Origin of the sequence: Methylorubrum aminovorans (assembly GCF_022179725.1) — a bacterium.
Classification (GTDB): Bacteria; Pseudomonadota; Alphaproteobacteria; order Rhizobiales; family Beijerinckiaceae; genus Methylobacterium; species Methylobacterium aminovorans.
This window is the reverse complement of the sequence record NZ_BPRC01000016.1, coordinates 18,319-35,180: the sequence shown is the minus strand read 5'-3', so window position 1 is coordinate 35,180 and position 16,862 is coordinate 18,319. Positions and strand designations below refer to the sequence as shown.

Annotated in this window: 13 protein-coding genes; 4 read left to right on the top strand and 9 right to left on the bottom strand. The window is 68.5% G+C overall.

The window, feature by feature from the left end; translation table 11 throughout:
* Positions 1-33 precede the first annotated feature (33 nt).
* Positions 34-312 (top strand): hypothetical protein, encoded by a 279-nt coding sequence (locus tag MFF24_RS19130; protein ID WP_238226466.1) that lies wholly within the window; start codon positions 34-36, stop codon positions 310-312.
* A 210-nt stretch (positions 313-522) separates the two neighbouring features.
* On the opposite strand, the gene MFF24_RS19125 is transcribed toward MFF24_RS19130, so the two are convergent.
* Both MFF24_RS19125 and MFF24_RS19120 read right to left on the bottom strand, forming a co-directional pair.
* The gene (locus MFF24_RS19125) at positions 523-1,056 is read right to left on the bottom strand and encodes a hypothetical protein (RefSeq protein WP_238226463.1); all 534 of its coding nucleotides are present in this window, start codon (positions 1,054-1,056) and stop codon (positions 523-525) included.
* Entirely contained in the window at positions 1,046-1,951 is a 906-nt protein-coding gene (locus MFF24_RS19120) for a ParA family protein (RefSeq protein WP_166061155.1), read from the bottom strand. The genes MFF24_RS19125 and MFF24_RS19120 overlap by 11 nt, the downstream gene beginning before the upstream one ends.
* A 301-nt stretch (positions 1,952-2,252) precedes the next feature.
* On the opposite strand from MFF24_RS19120, the gene MFF24_RS19115 reads away from it, so the two are divergent.
* Positions 2,253-2,651 (top strand): MAPEG family protein, encoded by a 399-nt coding sequence (locus MFF24_RS19115; RefSeq protein ID WP_238226461.1) that lies wholly within the window; start codon positions 2,253-2,255, stop codon positions 2,649-2,651.
* A gap of 57 nt (positions 2,652-2,708) precedes the next feature.
* Here the strand turns inward: MFF24_RS19115 and MFF24_RS19110 are convergent, their stop codons facing one another.
* Entirely contained in the window at positions 2,709-3,776 is a 1,068-nt protein-coding gene (locus MFF24_RS19110; protein ID WP_166061153.1) for an adenylate/guanylate cyclase domain-containing protein, read from the bottom strand.
* Positions 3,777-4,062: 286 nt separating this feature from the next.
* The gene (locus tag MFF24_RS19105; protein ID WP_238226459.1) at positions 4,063-6,243 is read right to left on the bottom strand and encodes a transglycosylase domain-containing protein; all 2,181 of its coding nucleotides are present in this window, start codon (positions 6,241-6,243) and stop codon (positions 4,063-4,065) included.
* 447 nt (positions 6,244-6,690) lie between these two features.
* Between MFF24_RS19105 and MFF24_RS19100 the strand changes: the two genes are divergently transcribed.
* On the top strand, positions 6,691-7,983 hold the full coding sequence (locus MFF24_RS19100; protein ID WP_238226457.1) for a PepSY-associated TM helix domain-containing protein: 1,293 nt from the start codon (positions 6,691-6,693) through the stop codon (positions 7,981-7,983).
* A gap of 117 nt (positions 7,984-8,100) precedes the next feature.
* Here the strand turns inward: MFF24_RS19100 and MFF24_RS19095 are convergent, their stop codons facing one another.
* From MFF24_RS19095 to MFF24_RS19085, 3 genes are all read right to left on the bottom strand, one after another.
* Positions 8,101-8,883 carry a restriction endonuclease gene (locus MFF24_RS19095; protein ID WP_238226455.1) on the bottom strand — a complete coding sequence of 261 codons (783 nt, stop codon included), beginning with the start codon at positions 8,881-8,883 and terminating at the stop codon, positions 8,101-8,103.
* Positions 8,884-9,081: 198 nt separating this feature from the next.
* A complete protein-coding gene (locus MFF24_RS19090; RefSeq protein WP_238226580.1) occupies positions 9,082-9,591 on the bottom strand; it encodes a Ros/MucR family transcriptional regulator in 510 nt (169 codons plus the stop codon).
* Positions 9,592-10,316: 725 nt separating this feature from the next.
* On the bottom strand, positions 10,317-10,967 hold the full coding sequence (locus MFF24_RS19085) for a class II aldolase/adducin family protein (RefSeq protein WP_238226453.1): 651 nt from the start codon (positions 10,965-10,967) through the stop codon (positions 10,317-10,319).
* 351 nt (positions 10,968-11,318) lie between these two features.
* Here MFF24_RS19085 and MFF24_RS19080 point away from each other — a divergent pair, with 351 nt between their 5' ends.
* Positions 11,319-14,021 (top strand): bifunctional acetate--CoA ligase family protein/GNAT family N-acetyltransferase, encoded by a 2,703-nt coding sequence (locus MFF24_RS19080; protein ID WP_238226451.1) that lies wholly within the window; start codon positions 11,319-11,321, stop codon positions 14,019-14,021.
* A 314-nt stretch (positions 14,022-14,335) separates the two neighbouring features.
* Here MFF24_RS19080 and MFF24_RS19075 read toward each other — a convergent pair whose 3' ends face one another.
* Together MFF24_RS19075 and MFF24_RS19070 are read right to left on the bottom strand one after the other, a co-directional pair.
* Entirely contained in the window at positions 14,336-14,863 is a 528-nt protein-coding gene (locus MFF24_RS19075) for a Dps family protein (protein ID WP_108942631.1), read from the bottom strand.
* Between the two features lie 162 nt (positions 14,864-15,025).
* Complete coding sequence (locus tag MFF24_RS19070; protein WP_238226448.1) at positions 15,026-16,819, bottom strand: L,D-transpeptidase family protein; 1,794 nt, start codon at positions 16,817-16,819, stop codon at positions 15,026-15,028.
* Between the last annotated feature and the right edge of the window lie 43 nt (positions 16,820-16,862).

Here is a 16,862-nt window from a genome sequence, read left to right as displayed (position 1 = left end):
TCTGACGTTGTCGGCCTGATTTTCGCGAGCACCGTGACGGACCGTATCCCCACCTCCTCGACACCGCACGCGCACATCCGCGAGGAAATGCTGGGTCTGATTCAGGCGCTGGCGGAGGGGATACGGATCGATGGCCTGATGGCCGATCAGCTCTCGCAGATCTCCGATCGGGCCCGCCTGTGCGGTGAGGCCGAAATGGCCGATGGTCTCCTCGACGTGACCCGCCAGCACCGGGTCGCCGTGCTGGAGGGCCAGGGCCGGCTCGCCGCCCTCGAAGCGCGCTTCGCCGTCCTGTTCAGCGACGAGCCGTAACATCGATTCGGTTTGCCCGCGTGGGGTATTGCCCGCCTCCGTCATCGCGCGGCGGAGTCGAAGCGATCCAGGGTGCCGTAGTGCCGCAAAGGTCGCGCCACCGGATCGCTTCGCCACCGCTTGCAGGGGCGGCAGACGATGTCCCACCTGTCGAACCGATATCAGGAAAGCCCAGGACCCGGCGTGAAGCCGAACGGGACGAAGGTTGATTCAGCCCTTCTTCTTTTTGCCCTTCCGCTCCTTCCGATCCTTGTCCTTATCCTTCTTCTCCCGGCCTTCCTTCACGGTCGGCGCGTCGTGGTCCTTGCCATCCCACACCGCGGCGAAGGGGCGGCTGGCCAGCGCGCGTTCCGGGGGCGCCTCGACGGTACGGGCCTTGGTCACCGCATCCTCGGGCCGGATCTCGCCCTTGCGGAACGGAGCGTCGCCCGCGGCCAGGGCGGCGAGGCGGTGGCGGTGCCAACCCGGCGTCGCGGTCTTCAGCGAGGGGTGGTGGGGGTCGAGGCGGGTCACGAGCCCCTTCACCTCCGGCTCGGACATACCGTCGGCGATCAGGGCGAAGCTCTCACTGCCCAGGATCTCGCGGATCATGCGCAGCGACGCCACGCGCAAGCTCCGCGCCTTGAGCTGCTTCACGACCAGGGTGCGGGCGACCTTGGGGATTTCGGTGCGGATGTCGGGAAAGGCTTCCGGCGCGGAGGCCATCGCCTGCAACACGGCGTAGCCATCGACATCAAGGGCCATGGAGGAGTTCCTTCACTTCCGCGACGAGCGGAATCAGCACGTTGGAGACATGGGCGCCATACTTGGCGGAGAAGGTCGGCGGCGCGCCGTCGGCCGGCACCAGCGCGTCGGCGAGCGCCGCCGCCTGCGGGATGCGGGTTTCGAGCAGGCGGAAGCCGGCATCCTCGGAGCCCGCCTCGGTCTGGAGCCGGGCCAGGGTCCGCTGATGCTGGCGCACCTGAGCCTGGAAGCGGGTGACGAGCACGTGCGGCTCGCTCCGCGGGGCGATATGGCTCGCCTGCCGGCCGGAGCGCCGCCAGATCGTCTCGACGAAGGCGTTGAGACCGTAGGTCGAGAGAAAGTCGGGAATCGAGGTGACGAGCACGAGGTCGGCAGCCCGCACCGCCACCTCGGTCATGGGAGAGATGCCCGGCGCGCAATCGAAGAAGATGTAGTCGTAGCGCGCGGCCAGCGGCACGAAATCTTCCTGGAAGACCGTCCACAGCCGCTCGTCGATGGCGTGCATCGAGAATTTCCGCTCGGTCAATTCGTAGAGGATTTCCCGCTCGACGAGCCGCAGATGCGGGCCGGACGGCAAAAGCGAGAGCGAGAGCGGCGCGTTCTTGTGAACGGTCAGGCTGACGCCGGGCTGGATCCGGGCGGAAAGGTCCGGCTTATGGCGGGTGATGAGCTTGAGGGCGAGATAGGCCTCCAGCGTGCGCCCGCGGACGATCATCTCGCCGAGCAGCCTGTCGCCCGCGAGGCAGACCGAGACGCTTGCCTGCGGATCGAGATCGACCACCAGCACCCGCGCCCCGTCGGCCGCCAGCGCCTCGGCAAGCATGACCACGGTGGTGGTCTTGCCGACCCCGCCCTTCATGTTCGCCACCGCGATCAGCTTGCCGCCCACCGACATCCCCTCACAAACGATCCCCGTGTCAGGATCCGCTCAACCCGGAAGGCGAGCCGTTCAACCACAATCTAGCGCATCGAGCGTTGCCGTGACCGGCAACGGCTTTCGGCAGAGTGCTGAATGTTATCCTGCCATTCGCCGATCAACGGTCGCCCGCCGGGGGCCGATGCGCGACCCTCGCGGCAAGGATACGCCATCGTGATCGTGGGTGCGGGCGGAACGCGGCGCGCATCATCCTATTTTGCGAAGCGCCAACGACATCCGCCGCCCGGCGGGCCGCACTTCCAATCCGAGGTTCTGCACTGTGATCTTTCCGACCACCACGGCCTTCTATGCCGCGATCCTGGGCCTGATCTATGCCGGCCTATCCGCCTGGGTGATCGGCGGCCGTGTCAGCGGCAACGTCCTGCTCGGCGATGGCGGTCAGGATGCCCTCCAGCGCCGCATCCGCTCGCACGGCAACTTCCAGGAATACGTGCCGCTGACGCTGCTGCTGATCGCGCTCTACGAGGCGGGCGGCGGTTCTCCTGCCTGGGTCCGGGGCCTGCTGATCGTGCTGGTGATCGCGCGCATCCTGCACCCGATCGGCATGTTCGCACCGACGAACTCGCCGCGCCAATTCGCCTGCCGCGGCGGCGGCATCCTCGCGACGGTCGCCGTCATGACGGTCGCCGCGCTTCTGCTGCTCCTGCGCGCCGGCTGATCGATCGGCGCCGGGGCATCGTTACGAAGAGGCGTTGCTGGCTTTCGGGACGATGCCCTACGGCGCGGCGGCGATCCGCGGCGCCGTCTCCTTCGAGAGCGGCGCCGACCCGGCGCGTTCGAGGGTCGCGACGGAGAGGGGTTGTCCGCGCCCGCGCAGGGAATGCGTGCCGAGCGGTCTGACGACGACGCCTTCGGGCAGCCGCGGCAGCCGCTTCAGCAGATCCTCGGAAATCAGCGTGTCGACGCCGAGCGGCCGGCACAGGGCCTCGACGCGGGCGACCACGTTCACGGCATCGCCGAAATAGGCGATCTTGTGCCGATCCACGCCCACTTCCGCCGTGATGACTCGGCCGCCATGCAGGCCCGCCCGCAGCCGCGGGACTGTGCCGAAGCGCGCCTCCCACGCCTCCGCCTCGGCCTCGATCCGCTCGCGCACCGCGAACAGGCACTCCACGCAGCGCGCATCCTTCAGGCCGCGCTCCATCGGCCAGGTGATCATGGCGAGGTCGCCGATGTAATCGTCCGTCGAACCGTAGAACCGCCGCACCGGCTCGGCGAGGGTGGCGAAGACGGCGCTGAGATATTCCTGCGCCCGCAAGTCGCCATGGGTCTCGGCGAAGGCGGTGGAGCCGACGACGTCGAGGAACAGGAAGATCCGCTCCTCCTCCACCGGGCGGTGATAGCGCCCGACGAGGAAGTTGATGAAGACCTCGCCGCCGATCAGGTCGCGCATGCGGATCACGAAGACGAGCAGCGCCGAGACGGCGAGCGCGTAGGCCAGCACCCGCGGCGTCGTGCGCACCGCCTCGCTCAAGCTGTCACCGGTGAGGCCAAGCAGCCAGACGACGAAGCCGCCGAGCGCATTGCCGACGATGATCATCGCCACGTAGGAGAGTTCCGCCGCCACGACGTAGAGGCCTGCGGGCAGGCGGCGGATGCGCGACTGGACGCCGGCGAGCAGCACGCCCCGGTCGAAGGCCAGCGCCGAGATGCCGACGCAGAGGCCGTAGGTGAAGCCGGCCAGCGGCGAGGCGCCGCCGGCGAAGATGACGTTGTAGAGCAGCCCCGCCCCGCCCGAGGCGAGGAGGATGAGGAGCCAGAACCAGCGATGGTGCGGCAGCATCAGTTCGGGCTCCGGCGGCCGTCGGAGGAGCCCGACTCGTGCGCGGCGGCCTCGGGGCCATGCGTGCAACGGTCGGGCAGGCGGGTCGACACGGGGGCTCCTTCCGTCGCCGATCAGGAGGTTCAGGAGAAACCCTGACTCTGTCCAGGCTGTCGAAGGCTCATGCCTGCAACGTGGCGCGAATGTGGCGCACGGCCGCATGCAGGGTCCGGGCCCGGTCAGAAATTTTGCCGAGGACGACCCGGTGGGAGGAATTATCCTCACCGTCAGGCGATGTGAGCCGAGCCTACTCGCCGACCCCGAACAGCTTCTCGAGGAAGTTGCGGTCGTCCCGGCTCGGGCCCCGCTCGCGACCGACCGGCCGTGGGGGGAGGGCGGAGGCGGTCTGCTCCGGTTCGCCGAGCAGCGCGCCGATCAGGCCGCCGGGGCCGGACTCGCGCTCGGGCGCCGCCTCGGGCCTCGGCGCGCGCCAGCGGTTCATGCCCGGCAGGCCGACCGGCTTCTCGCCCTTGAGCGCCGTGGTCATGTAGGCCTTCCAGATCTCCACCGGCAGGCTGCCGCCGGAGGCCCGCTTGGTCGGCTCGCCATCGTCGTTGCCGAGCCAAACGCCCGTCACCAGGGTGGCGGAGTAGCCGACGAACCAAGCGTCCCGGAATTCCTGGCTGGTGCCGGTCTTGCCGGCCAGCTCCCAGCCGGGAATGTCGGCCTTCTTCGCCGTGCCCATGGTGAAGACGTCGTGCATCATGGCATTCATCATGCCGACGGCGTTCGGGTCGATGACGCGGCCGAGTCCGCCCTCGCCGCGCTTGTACAGCACCTTGCCGTTGGCGCTCTTGATGCTGGCGATGACGTAAGGGATCACGCCGGTGCCGCCGTTGGCAAACGCGCAGTAGGCGCCCACCAGTTCGAGCGGCGTCACCTCGGAGGTGCCGAGCGCGATCGAGCCGTTGGCTTGTAGCGGCGAGGAGATACCCAGCCGCTGCGCCGTCTGCACCACCGCCTTCGGGCCGACCTCCTGTCCGAGCTTCACCGCCACCGTGTTGAGCGAGAGCGCCAGCGCCTCGCGCAAGGAAACCGGGCCGCGATAGTTGTGGGAGTAGTTCTCCGGCGCCCAGTTGCCGATGCGCACGGGAGCGTCGTCGCGGACCGTGTCCGGGGTCAGACCGCGCTCGACCGCGGCGAGGTAGACGAAGGGCTTGAAGGCCGAGCCCGGCTGGCGCCGGGCGGTGGTGGCCCGGTTGAACTGGCTCTGCGCGTAGTCGCGCCCGCCGACGAGCGCGCGGATCGCTCCGTCCGGACGCATCGAGACGAGCGCGCCCTGGGCGACGTTGTAGCGGGTGCCCTTGGCGTTCAGTTCGTCGGTGAGCGCCTTCTCGCCCGCCGTCTGCATGCTCGCATCGACGGTGGTGGCGACGACGATGTCCTCGTCGAACTTCGGCAGGAAGTCGTCGAGCACGTCCATCACGAGGTCGGCGACGTAGTTCGGCGAACCGCCGCCGCGAGTCGAGGCCGGGCGCGCCGGCTGGGCCAGCGCCACCTTCGCGTCGGCGCTCTTGGCAAATCCCAGCTCCTCCATGGCCGCGAGCACCTGGGCGGCGCGAGCCTGCGCCGCCTTCAGGTTGCGATTGGGCGCGAGCCGCGAGGGCGCCTGGACCAGGCCGCCGAGCATGGCGGCCTCGGCCAGCGTCACGTTCTTGGCGGGCTTGCCGAAATAGCGCTGGGCCGCCGCCTCGACGCCGTAGGCGCCGGCGCCGAAGTAGACCCGATTCAGGTAGAGTTCGAGGATCTCGTCCTTGGTGTATTTGTGCTCAAGCCACAGGGCCAGGATCGCCTCCTGGATCTTTCGCGAGGCGGAGCGCTCGGGCGTCAGGAACAGGTTCTTGGCGAGCTGCTGGGTCAGGGTCGAGCCGCCCTGCGCCACCCCGCGCCGGGTCAGGTTCTGCGTGATCGCGCGGGCGATGCCCACGGGATCGATGCCGAAATGGTCGTAGAAACGCCGGTCCTCGATCGCGACGAAGGCGCGGGGCAGGTAGGGCGGCAATTCCTTGATCGAAACGACGCGGCCGCCGGTCTCGCCGCGATTGGCGAACAGGCTGCCGTCGCTGGCCAGGATCGCGATATTGGGCGGACGCTTCGGCACGGCGAGCTGATCGATCGGCGGCAGTTGCGAGGCGTGGTAGGCGATGAGGCCGGCGAGACCGATCGCCGCCCAGATGCCGAGCACGAAACCGGCATAGACCAGCCGACCGAGCCAGGAGCGCCGCCGCGGCGGGCGCCGGCCACCGCCGCCGGACGCCTTGCGCACACGCGCCTTCGGTGCCGGGGCCGCGCGTCCGGTCGAGGCGCGCTGTCCGCCCGCAGACCGGTCGTTGCGCGACAGGCGCACGTCGAGGCGGCCCGGATCGCTCCCTTCCGGGATATCGAAAGTGGGTTCGCTGCGTGGTTTGCGTCCGCGAGACTGCGCCATGCGTTCCATGCGTCTGCGGCTGCCGATCCCGCACGGGATCTTGAGCCTGCCGCGACTGTGCTCCCCTGCTCGGAATCCGCGCGTCCGTAGTCCGCCGGATCGATCCCGTCGAACGTGCCGGCCGGCCCTGCGGCACGGCGGTCCGCCCCTTGCGTCAGAGAGCGTAAATGCGGCGGGTTTAAGGGTTGTTAAACCACCCGGAATGCACGCCGCCCACCTTCACCGGATCTTCACGCGTGATCCTCTCGCGCGCGATCCTTAAGGGCCGCCGGGGACTGGCGCCGCGGCGCGACTGCCGTTATCGACGGTCCCGCTCTCGCAGCGCTTGTCGTGCAGCGCCTGGGCGAAGAGCTGGACTGAACCGGACCGGGACGGGCTCGTCGAGGGACCGGAAGCCTTTCTTCTCAGACGGCACGGAGCCGTCCCTGATCCAGGCTCGAGGGTTTGATGGCGCGCTCCGTTTTCGTTCTGCTGCACCGGTGGGCGGGTCTGACGATCGCCGCCTTCCTGCTCGTGGCAGGGCTCACGGGCGCGGTGATCTCCTGGGATCACGAACTCGACGACTGGCTCAACCCGCATCTCCACACGGTCGAGAGCCGCGGTGCGGCGATCCCCGCCCTCGATCTCGTGCGCCAATTCGAGGCCCGCGAGCCGCATGCCAGCGTCGGCTATGTCCCGCTGGCGGCCGAGCCCGGCGAGTCGCTGTCGCTGTTCGTGGCGCCACGGGTCGATGCCGCGACGAACAAGCTTTACGCGCTCGGCTACAATCAGGTCTTCCTCGACCCGGTGACGGGGGCCGAACTCGGCCGCCGGGAATGGGGGCAGGTCTGGCCGATCACCCGCGAGACCCTGATCTCGTTCCTGTACAAGCTGCACTTCTCCCTGCACCTGCCGGAGATGTGGGGCGAGGAACGCTGGGGCATCTGGCTTCTCGGCATCGTCGCCGTGGTGTGGACCCTCGATTCCTTCGTCGGCTTCTACCTGACGCTGCCGGTGCGCAAGCCCGCCAACCCGGCGCGTCCCGCGTCCGTCGAGCGGCAGCTCGGCCGGGGCTGGTGGTCGCGCTGGAAGCCGGCCTGGAAGGTGAAGACGTCGGGCAGCGCCTACCGGGTGAGCTTCGACCTGCACCGCGCCTTCAGCCTCTGGACCTTCGCGCTGCTGTTCCTGCTCGCCTTTACGGCGTTCTCGCTCAACCTTTACCGGGAAGTGTTCCTGCCGCTGATGTCGAGCGTCTCGCAGGTGACACCTGATCCGTCGAACACCCGCCCCTTCGTCTCAGCCCTCAAACCGATCGAGCCGGGGGTGAGTTACGCTCAGGTTCTGGAGGCGGCGCAGGCCGAAGGCCAGCGCCGTGGCTGGAAGGAACCCGTCGGCGCGCTGGCGTACACGCCGATGCAGGGCTTCTACACCGCGCGCTACTTCGAGCCCGGCGACGATCACGGCGCCGCGGGCGTCGGGCCGGCGGCGATCTACTTCGACGGGGCGGATGGCCGGGTGATCGGCGACCGCCAGCCCTGGGTCGGCACCGCCGCGGACATTTTCGTGCAGGCGCAGTTCCCGGTCCATTCCGGCCGCATCCTCGGCCTTCCGGGGCGCATCATGATCTCGCTGATGGGGCTCGTCGTGGCGATGCTCTCGGTGACCGGCGTGGTGATCTGGTGGCGCAAGCGCGCCGCGCGGCTCTCCGTGCGCCGCAAGGCCGTGGCGCCGCCCTCCGGCCGGCCGGTGCCGGCGGAGTAACCTTTTCGGGCCTTGTTCCGAATGGCGACCACCGTTCGGGACAAGGCCCGAGATGATTGTTTTTGCATCGTCTTTTCCCGAAAGCCGGCTGCCATTTTTCGGGACGACGCTCTCGCCTCAGCGTCCCGCCGTCATCACGCGGCGGCCGGCCCGGCGGGTCGGCGCCAGCGTCGAGAGGTCGTCGTGGTGCAGGAGTATGACGCCGGTCGTGCCGGCGAGCTTGCGGGCGGCGGGCGTGAAGCCGGCATTCGAGACGACCGCCGCCATGTCGCCGGACCAGTGCAGGGCCGCCGCCGCAACCTCCTGAACCGCCGCGTTGCCGACCGGACGGGTGTAGCGCTTGCACTGCACGACGAGGCGCACGCCCGCCTTCTCGGCGATGACATCACAACCCTGATCGCCGCTCGCCCCAGTCGGCCGGGCGTCCCAGCCCGCCTCGCCGAGACGTTCGGCGCAGTATCGCTCATAGGCGACCCCGTCCTCCGGCGTGTCGATCTCGTCGGGCAGCGGGTGCGCGCAGGCGACTCGCTCCACGATCGCCTCCATCGCGTCGAAATGCGGCTCGACGTAATCGGCGAAACCGCGCTCCTCGATGATCGGGAGAACGGTGCGCTCTACGAAGTAGGCGCGCTCGCGCAGCCACCCATCCTCGATGGTGTTGCCGTAGGCATCGACGAAACATTCCTGCCGGCGTCTCAGCGCCAGCGTCGCGGCGTGACGCCGGGCGATGCGGCGCACGAGCGAGCGGAACCGGCGCGGGCGATCGAGGCGATGAAGCAGGATCGCGAAACAGGCCGCCGCCGTGGCGGCGAAAGCGGGCGCCCCGTAGCGGAGCACGGCACATCCTCCGAGGACGACCGTCCAGAACAGGCGCGTGGCAGTGGGCGACCGGCCGGACATCACAGTTCCCGCGAGAGGCCGAGCCCCGGCCCGGTTTCCGCGGGAACTGTTCCGCTCAACGCGTTGCCTGACTTCTAACGTCGCCACCGCGTTCGAGGATCTTCGAGGAGGGGACGGCGCATCGCGTGTGGATAAGCCGCCGCGATCGGACGCGACCGCTTAATCGCCGTCGCGATCCCGCTCCTGTCACGGCTGCGCTCAGGCGGCATCTTCCGCACGGGCACGGCCGCGGCGGCGCGGCGCGGAGACGTCCTGAGCCGGCTCCGGGGCAGCCTCGGGCGCAGCCTTCGCAGGCCACTTCCGACGCTGCTGGCCGAGCCCCATGGTCCTGGCGAGCTCCGAACGGGTGGCGGCGTAGCTCGGGGCGACCATCGGGTAGTCGTCGGGCAGGTTCCATCGCGCGCGATACTCGTCGGGCGAGAGATTGTAGCGCGTCCGCAGATGCCGCTTGAGTGACTTGAATTTCTTTCCATCCTCAAGACAGATGAGGAAATCTTGCTGGATCGAGCGGCGGATTGGCACGGCTGGCGTCAAGGCTGGTTGCTCAGGCTCGGCAGCCTTGCCCGACAATTGCGCAAGAGCACCGTGAACCGAAGTGATCAGTCCGGGCAATTCACCAACGGCCAGCGAGTTGTTCCCCACATAGGCTGAGACGATATCGACAGCCAGGGTCACGTAATCGCCAGCGGATTCTTCCTCAAGCGACATCATCAATATCCCTTCCGATATGTGCAAGCCACCGTCACCAAGACGCGCCGCAGGGACGACGCGATCATTGCGGAGCACGGAGCGACTGCGCTGAATGACGCAGGACTTAACCTTTGATCGGTTCCGCCGCAAGACGGATTTCACGAACTTGCGAGAATCAATTGAACTTTTGTCCAGGCTAAATGCCGAGTTTCGCCAAAAGTCGTATTGAAAACTCCACAATACCGTCGCAAAATCTGATGCAACTCGGCATTTCAAGACAGGAAAAGTGCGCAGATTGGCCGGAAGAATTGGGCAAGCCATCTCTCCCGCGATAGCTGCATTGCAATGCCGTCGGCAATCTCGGAGCGAAAAGAATTTCGGCTCAAGGTTCTCCGAAACGGCAGGTTCGGAACCTCACCTGCGGCGAGCAAAAATCGCTATGTATCTGTATTTTCTTTGAATTCCAGCGCCATGAGAACGATTAGCAAAAAACTTGAGCGTGGGCAGAACTGTATTTCACAACTGTCTATGATTCGAAATTATACTTCTATACCATCTCCATTACTGCGTCTCGCTCCGTACGCCGCCGAAGCAAAGGGGGAATCGTCTCCCCCTCAGATGCCTGATCTTAGATCGTCGGTGAAGCAATCGAGCCTTTTGTCGTTCAACAGATTAGAACGATAATCATCAGCGCTACCATTGCATGCAGCCGGACCACGGCCGGCCAATGGCGCCGGCCTATCTCAGTGGCTCGTTTTCTCTCGGGGGCCGTAGGAGCGGAAACGCTCCACCGTCTCCGCGATTTCGGCATCGGACAGGATCAGGGGCGTGCCGACCTGCAGCGCGATGGCATATTGGCGGCACAGGGCCTCGACTTCGACGGCAAGCCACATGGCCTTCGACAGGTTGGGCCCGGTGGCAATCATTCCGTGATTGGCGAGCAGACAGGCACTGCGGCCTTCGAGGGCTTCGAGGGCAAAGTCCGAAAGTGGTTGCGTGCCGTAGGGCGCGTAGGGGGCGCACCGGATCGTCGGTCCGCCTGCCATGGCGATCATGTAATGCACCGCCGGGATCTCACGACCGCAGATCGCAAAGCCTGTGGCGTAGGGTGGATGCGCATGGACCACAGCGCCGATTTCGGGCCGCGCCGCGAGGAGGTCGCGATGGAACCGCCATTCGGAGGAGGGGGCGAGCGGATGGTTCCAGCGCCCGTCGAAATCCATCTCGACAAGGTCGTCGGGACTGAGCTGCTCGGCGGGAATCCCGGACGGGGTGACGAGCATGCCCGCACCGGATCGAACCGAGAGATTGCCCGAGGTCCCCTGACTGAGGCCGAGATCGAGCATCCGGCGCATCGCCTCGACCATCGCTTGGCGGGTCGCGAAAGACGGCACGGACAACTCCTCGGATCAAAAGCGAACCTGACGAAAGCCCCGAATGGGCTCGGTCTGGCGCGGTTGGAACAACAGGTCAGGGCAGACCGCGACGCGACACTAGTCCCAGGAGCCAGCCGGCGAAACAGGGATGGATCACCCTCCAAAGGTCGCCCGAATGCAGCACCCGACGTTCGCCGCCGCCCGCCTGCTCGCCGAGTGCGAGCACTGGCCGATGGTGTTCGAGCAGTCCGCGATCTTTGTACTCTCGCCGCGCGCGATTCATCGCCGACGGCTGCCCGCAAGGCCGGTTGAGTCCGTTATCAACCGTTTGACACTCGGTCTTTCGCCTCGGGATGCTATAGGCGGCCCATGAGCACCTATCGATTCGAGGCTCTGCTCGCGCCGCGCCGCATCGCCGTGGTGGGGGCGGGCGACCGGCCCGGCTCCGTCGGCCGGGCGATCATCGACGGCCTGCGCGCCGGCGGGTTCACCGGCGAGATCGTTCCCGTCCATCCGCGCGAGGCCAGCGTCGACGGGCTGCCGTGCAGCCCCCGCCTCGCCGACATGCCCGAGCCGCCCGATCTCGTCATGGTCGCGACGCCCCCGGACGCGGTGCCGGCGATCGTCGAGGAGGCCGGCCGGATCGGCGCCGCCGCGGCGGTGATCCTGTCAGCCCATCTCGGCCACGGCGAAGCGGCTCCCGTCGGCGCGGCCCAGGCGGCGGCGCGGCAGCACGGCCTGCGGCTGATCGGCCCCGACAGCATCGGACTGAGCGTGCCCGAGCGCGGCCTGAACGCGAGTTTGCTCGCACGGCCGCCGAAGCCAGGGGACCTCGCCCTCATCTCGCAATCCGGCACCGTCGCCTCGGCCATCGCCGAGTGGGGCTGGCGGCACGGCGTCGGCTTCTCGGCGGTGATGACGCTGGGGCGCTCGGCCGATGTCGATATCGCCGACTGCCTCGATTACTTCGCCGAGGACTATCACACCCGTGCGATCATCCTGTCCCTGCACCATGTCGCGGATGCGCGGAAATTCCTGACGGCCGCGCGGGCGGCGGCCCGTGCCAAGCCGGTGGTGGTGCTGCGCACCGGCCGCCACGAGGCGCCGGGCCGCCAGCCGGAGACCCATACGGGTGCGCTCGCCCGACCCGGCGCCGTCTACGAGGCCGCTTTCCGCCGGGCGGGACTGCTCGCCGTGGACGGCCTCGACGCCATGTTCTCCGCCGTGGAGACCTTGGGGCGCCAGCGGCCTTTCCCTGGCAACCGGCTGATGATCGTCTCCAACGGGCGCGGCATCGGGGCGCTCGCCGCCGATCATCTCACCGATCGCGGCGGCACGCTGGCGACGCCGGCGGAGGCGACGCTCGAATCCCTCGCATCCGTGCGGCACGGACGGCACGCGAACCCCCTCGATCTCGGCATCGACGCAGTGCCGGAGGATTACGTCCGCGCCCTCGAACCGCTGCTGGCGGGCCGCGACAGCGACGCCATCGTCGCGGTCCATGTGCCGACCGCGCGGGCGGGCAGCCGCGATGTGGCACAGACCGTGGCCGGAACAGTCTCCAAGGCCCGCAAGGCCGGGCGCCGCAAGCCGGTCTTCGCCGTGTCGATCGGCGAGGACGAGGCGATCCGGTCGATCTACGCCGACGCCAATATCCCGCTCTTCGCCACCGATGCCGACGCGGTCGAGGGTTTCCTGCATCTCGTGCGCTACCGCGAGGCCCAGAACGACCTGATGCGCACGCCGGACGCCCTGCCGCGCGACTTCTCGCCGGACGTCGCCGCCGCGCGCCGGATCGTGGAGGGAGCTCTGGCCGAGGGTCGCACCTGGCTCGACCCGCACGCGGTGACCGAGTTGCTGACCGCCTACCGGATCGTCTCGGTGCCGGTGACGCTCGCCCCCGATCCCGACGGGGCCGCGGCGGCCGCGTGGCCGCTGATCGCCGGCGGCAGCACGGTGGTGCTCAAGCTCGTCTCGCCGGACGTGGTGCACAAGTCGGAGGTCGGTGGCGTGCGCCTCGGCCTTACCTCGGAAGCCGATGTGCGCGAGGCGGCACACGCGATGATCGCGCGGGTCCGGGAATTGCGGCCCGACGCCCGGGTGGCGGGTTTCGCCGTGCAGCCGATGATGCGGCGACCGCAGGGACGGGAGTTGATCGCGGGTCTGGCCGAAGATCCGGTCTTCGGCCCCGTGGTCGTGTTCGGCCGCGGCGGCACGGCGGTGGAGGTGATCGACGACCGCGCGCTCGCGCTGCCGCCCCTCGACCTCGCGCTCGCGAGCGAGCTGATCGGCCGCACCCGCGTCGCCCGGCGGCTCGAAGCCTATCGCGACGTCCCGGCGGCTGACCTACAGGCCATCGCGCTGCTGCTGGTGAAGCTCGCCCAGCTCGCCGCCGACCTGCCGGCGGTGCGCGAGCTCGACATCAACCCCTTGCTCGCGGATGCCGACGGCGCCGTTGCCCTCGATGCGCGCGTGCGCATCGCGCCGGAGCCGCCCCCCTCGGAGCGCCGCCGCGGCAACTGGCATCCGCGGTTCGCGATCCGCCCCTATCCGTCCGACTGGGAGCGACGGCTGACCGTCGGGGAGCGGTCTGTGCATGTCCGGCCGGTGCGGCCCGACGACGAGGACATGTTCCGCAGCTTCTTCGCGCAGGTGGACCCGGAGGACGTGCGCCTGCGCTTCTTCGCCCCGGTGCGCGACTTCAGCCACGTCTTCCTCGCGCGGCTGACGCAGCTCGACTATTCCCGCGCGATCGCCTTCGTCGCCATCGACGAGGCGGCGGAGGAGGGTCGGCGGATGCTCGGCGCGGTGCGCCTGCACGCCAATGCCAATCACGATACCGGCGAATTCGCCATCCTCGTGCGCTCCGACATCAAGGGGACCGGCCTCGGCGTTGCGCTGATGCGGATGATGATCGACTGGGCACGGGCCGAAGGCATCGGCTGCGTCGAGGGGAGCGTGCTCGCCGAGAACCGTGCGATGCGCGCGGTCTGCCGCCACCTCGGCTTCGAGGAGAGGCCGATGCCGGACGATCCGAGTTTGGTGACGGCGATCTTGAAGGTCGGGGGATAGCCGAGGCCTCTCCGGCCCCTCGGTGTGACCGCTTCGGTTCTTTTCCTGCCGACGCGAGCGTCAGCGAAGCGATGTCGGAGTGGAGCGAAGCCCGAACCGATCGACCGGGAGCCACCAAAACCGCAACGCGCCGACTCTGCTCCCATCGAAAAAAGCCGCCGGCCCTCGCGGGCCGGCGGCATACCGGCAATCGTATCAAATCCGGTTGATCCCTTCGGGATGGCGGATTTGGCTTGACTGAAGCACCGCGCAGGCTTGCTGATCCGATCCCCGCTTGAATGAAGCGGAAACCGTATCAAACGCCGGACGATGGATCAGTGGCCGCTCTCGGTCGCCTCGCGGGTCGACTCGTACAGGAACCACGTGCGCTCCTCCGACTGGTCGATCCACTCCTCAAGAAGGCTCGTGGTCGAGACGTCATTGGCCTCGTCGGTGACGGCGTGCAGCTCGCGCATGTTGGCGGTCAGCGCCTTGTTGTCGTCGCGCAGCTCCTTGAGCATCTCGAGCGGGCTCACGTAATCCGCGTTGTTGTCGGGCACGCGCTTCATCTGGTCGGCTTGGCCGAGCGAGCGCAGGGTGGTGCCGCCGATCTTGCGGGCGCGCTCACCCACCGCGTCGATGATGCTGAAGATCTGCTCGGACTGCTCGTCCAGCAGCAGGTGGTAGTCGCGGAAGTTCGGTCCGCTGACGTGCCAGTGGAAATTCTTGGTCTTGATGTACAGGGCGAAGAGGTCCGACAGGAGGACGGTCAGCCCCTCGGAGATCTTCTTGACGTCGTTCGGATCGAGGTCGGTCGGGGTGTTGAGCCGATCGCTGGCGACGCGCAGCTTAGCCTTGGCCATGGGGGGTGTTCCTGACATTCTGCAACCGAATTTCAGCCGGCGACAACCGCGCCGGCACTCGATCGGCAGAATGAGGAAGCGGGAGGCTTTGTTCCGCCCCGCATGCCTGCGCTGCTGTGGATGGGATGCCGAAAGGGCGAAGCGCCCTCCATTGCATCCGCTTCAACCGCGCCCGCCGACGAGGCCGGGCGGCAGGAGGGCCGGTTCGCCGTCCGGACTGCGCACCGGCGGCGCGGTTCTGCGGGCCTGCGGCTTCTGCTGGGCGGTGGCCGGCGGCAGCGTGGCGGGCGCGGGAGCCGTGGGAACGTCCCTGGCCGCCGCCGGCCTCGACGGAGCGGGCTTGGCGGAGGCCGGCTTGGCGGACAGGCCCTGTACTGCGGCCGGTGGCGGAGCCGGCGCTACGCTCGCGGCCGGCGAGCGTGGCAGCGGTGCGCGCGGCGTGATGGCGCCCGTGGTGGTGACGTCCTGTGCCGGAGGCGTTGCGGCCGCCGGGGCCGGCGGCGTGTCGAGGCCGTAGATGTCGTCGCGGAAATGCACGCGGCCGTCCGGGGTCGCGTAGCCGGTGAGATAGACGAAGGCGACCGGCGTCGGCTTCACGAGCTTGACGTCGCGCCGCTCGCCGCCGGCGATGGCGGTCTCGATCTCGATCGGCCCCCAGGTCGAACCGGCGCCGTTCGGCCCCTCGGTGCCCTGGAGCAGCCAAGCAGCGAACTCCTTCACTTGACCCACGCGAACGCAGCCGTGCGAGTGGAAGCGGACCGATCCCGCGAACAGCGACTTCGAGGGGGTGTCGTGCATGTAGATCGCGTGCCGGTTCGGCATGTCGATGCGGATCTGCCCGAGCGAGTTGTCGAGGCCGGAATCCTGGCGCAGCGTGTAGTTCACGGCCTTCTGCGTGTTCCAATCGATCGTGGCCGGATCGACCTCCACGCCGCCGGGCCCGAGAATGCGGATGCGGTTCTTGGCGAGATAGCCAGGGTTCTTGCGCATCGTCGGGATGATCTCGTTCCGGATCACCGAGACGGGCACGGTCCAGGTCGGGTTGAGATTGACGTCGGTGATGCGGGTCTCGACCGCGGGCGTCTGCTTGTCGGGCGAGCCGACCACCGCGACGAAGCGGCGTGTGACGGTGCCGTTCTCCACCGCCTCGACGGTGGCGGAGGGGATGTTCACGGTGACGTAGCGCTCGCCGAAGCCGAAATTCGAGCCCATGAGCCGCTGCGCCGAGGCGCGCAGCTGCCGCTGGCGCACATCGGCCGGCACGTTGAGGGCGTTCAGCGTCAGGCGGCCGAGGATGCCGGCATCCGGCAGGCCGTGCCGGGCCTGGAACGCCTTCACGGCGGCCACCAGCGGCGGATCGAAGCGGTCGGAAGGCGGCGCGTCGGCGGGGAGGTCGCCGGTCAGCGTCAGGTGATGGCGAAGCGAGGGAATGGCCAGGTGGCTGTCGCCGGGCTTCGGGGCGAAGTCGGCGGGCAGGGTCTTCCAGCCGCCGGCCTCTGCATAGACCTGATAGCGCTCGGCGGCGCGCATCGTGTCCATGAAGGTCTGCGCCGTGTAGGTCGGCAGCGGATCCTCGGAGACGCGGGCGTAGACGACCGGCGGCAATTCGCGCGAGGCCTTCTTCGCCGATGGCGCCTCGGTCGGAACGGCCACCGTATCGGCGGTCGGGCGCTCCAGCTTCGGATCGGCTTTGGGGTCGGGTTTGGCGTCCGCCTTCTCCGCCTTCTCCGCGCGCGGCTCCGCCTTGGGATCGGCCCTCAGTTCGCGCTTCGGCTCGGCCGCCTTCTCGGCCTTCGGCTCGATCCGCAGGTTGATGCGAGAATCGGGCTGCGGTTCGGGCGCGGGGGTCGGCTCGGCCCGGAGCGGGGCGGAGAGCAGAAGGGCCAACGCCGCGCCGGTCCCGCCCAGGAGCCGGGCACGGCGGGGCCCGCGCGGGGCGAGGGAAACGTTCGGCATCGCGGTTCTCGACGGGAGCACGCGGCGATCATCGGCGGTGTTG

Bases quoted from the DNA above. Each gene is read 5' to 3' on its own strand.
- MFF24_RS19125 (WP_238226463.1), bottom strand. From the start codon at position 1,056: ATGGCCCTTGATGTCGATGGCTACGCCGTGTTGCAGGCGATGGCCTCC.
- MFF24_RS19120 (WP_166061155.1), bottom strand. From the start codon at position 1,951: ATGTCGGTGGGCGGCAAGCTGATCGCGGTGGCGAACATGAAGGGCGGG.
- MFF24_RS19110 (WP_166061153.1), bottom strand. From the start codon at position 3,776: ATGCTGCCGCACCATCGCTGGTTCTGGCTCCTCATCCTCCTCGCCTCG.
- MFF24_RS19105 (WP_238226459.1), bottom strand. From the start codon at position 6,243: ATGGCGCAGTCTCGCGGACGCAAACCACGCAGCGAACCCACTTTCGAT.
- MFF24_RS19100 (WP_238226457.1), top strand. From the start codon at position 6,691: ATGGCGCGCTCCGTTTTCGTTCTGCTGCACCGGTGGGCGGGTCTGACG.
- MFF24_RS19095 (WP_238226455.1), bottom strand. From the start codon at position 8,883: ATGTCCGGCCGGTCGCCCACTGCCACGCGCCTGTTCTGGACGGTCGTC.
- MFF24_RS19090 (WP_238226580.1), bottom strand. From the start codon at position 9,591: ATGTCGCTTGAGGAAGAATCCGCTGGCGATTACGTGACCCTGGCTGTC.
- MFF24_RS19080 (WP_238226451.1), top strand. From the start codon at position 11,319: ATGAGCACCTATCGATTCGAGGCTCTGCTCGCGCCGCGCCGCATCGCC.
- MFF24_RS19075 (WP_108942631.1), bottom strand. From the start codon at position 14,863: ATGGCCAAGGCTAAGCTGCGCGTCGCCAGCGATCGGCTCAACACCCCG.
- MFF24_RS19070 (WP_238226448.1), bottom strand. From the start codon at position 16,819: ATGCCGAACGTTTCCCTCGCCCCGCGCGGGCCCCGCCGTGCCCGGCTC.